Source organism: Methylobacterium variabile (genome assembly GCF_001043975.1).
Classification (GTDB): domain Bacteria; phylum Pseudomonadota; class Alphaproteobacteria; order Rhizobiales; family Beijerinckiaceae; genus Methylobacterium; species Methylobacterium variabile.
Genome location: NZ_LABY01000462.1, coordinates 1 through 979 on the forward strand (window position 1 = coordinate 1; position 979 = coordinate 979).

The 979-nt window shown below is 78.1% G+C and carries 1 protein-coding gene; it reads left to right on the top strand.

All coding sequences use genetic code 11. The annotated features are described in order from the left end of the window. Nucleotides 1-16: 16 nt before the first annotated feature. A partial coding sequence (locus tag VQ02_RS33915) for a potassium channel family protein (protein ID WP_209437109.1) occupies nucleotides 17-979 on the top strand: 963 nt, incomplete at its 3' end.

Genomic DNA, 979 nt, shown 5'->3' on the forward strand with positions numbered 1-979 from the left:
CGCCGGGGACCGATCGATGCCGGACACGCCGCCCCTAGGAACCAGCCTCCCAGGATTTGAACGCCAGGACCCGAGGCCCGAGCCCGCCCCCCGCGGCCGGCACGTCCTGGTGATCGGCGCGACCGCGAGCGGTCTCGGCCTGGCCTCCCACCTGCTGCGCCGCGAGGCGCGGGTGCAGGTCACCGTGATCGAGGCGCAGCCCGCCCGCTGTCGTCGTCTGCGCCGGGGCGAGTTCGCGGCGCTCCTGGAGGACGAGACCGGCCCGCTGCCGGCGGAGCCCCTGCACCTCGTCGAGGCGCTGCACCGGCATGCCGGGCGCCTCCACGTCGCCGAGACGACCTGCCTGTCGGTCGGCCTCACGCCGCAGGGCCTGGCGGCGCGGACCGCCGACGGCACCACCTATCTCGGGCGTGCCGCGGTGCTGGCCTTCGCCCTGCAGCCGCCCGTCCGGGCAAGGCCGCCAGGCGAGGAGTCCACCTCGGTCCGCGCCCTGCGGCTCGACCCGGCCGACCTGCCCCTCGGCCACGGCGCTGCCCTCCTGGTTCAGGCCCTGCGGGCCCTGGTGCGGGAGGCGGAAGCCCGCGGCGTGCCGCAGCACGAGGCTCTGGCCGGCCTGCGCCTGAGCGCCCCGGCCCTGTGGCACAGCCTGCCCGACGAGGCGCGCGAGCGCCTGCTGCGCCACGGCCGGCGGGCCTGGGACCGGATTCTCGGCGGCGGATCGTCCGGACCGGGGACGCCTCGCGACGCGCCGAGGCCGAACCCGCTCCTGCGTGACCTCGTCGTGCGCGGCTTCCTGCTGCCGCGTGCCAGCGGCCTGGCCGTCGCGCCGGGGATCGGGGACCGGCTGTTCGCCAGCGACCCGGCGGCCCTGATGCCCTACGCGGCGACCCGCCTCCTCGATCTCGATGCCGCCTGCGCCTGGCTCGCCGGACGCGTCGCGGAGGGCGCCATCGCGCCGCCCTCCGGCACGGCCGGGGCG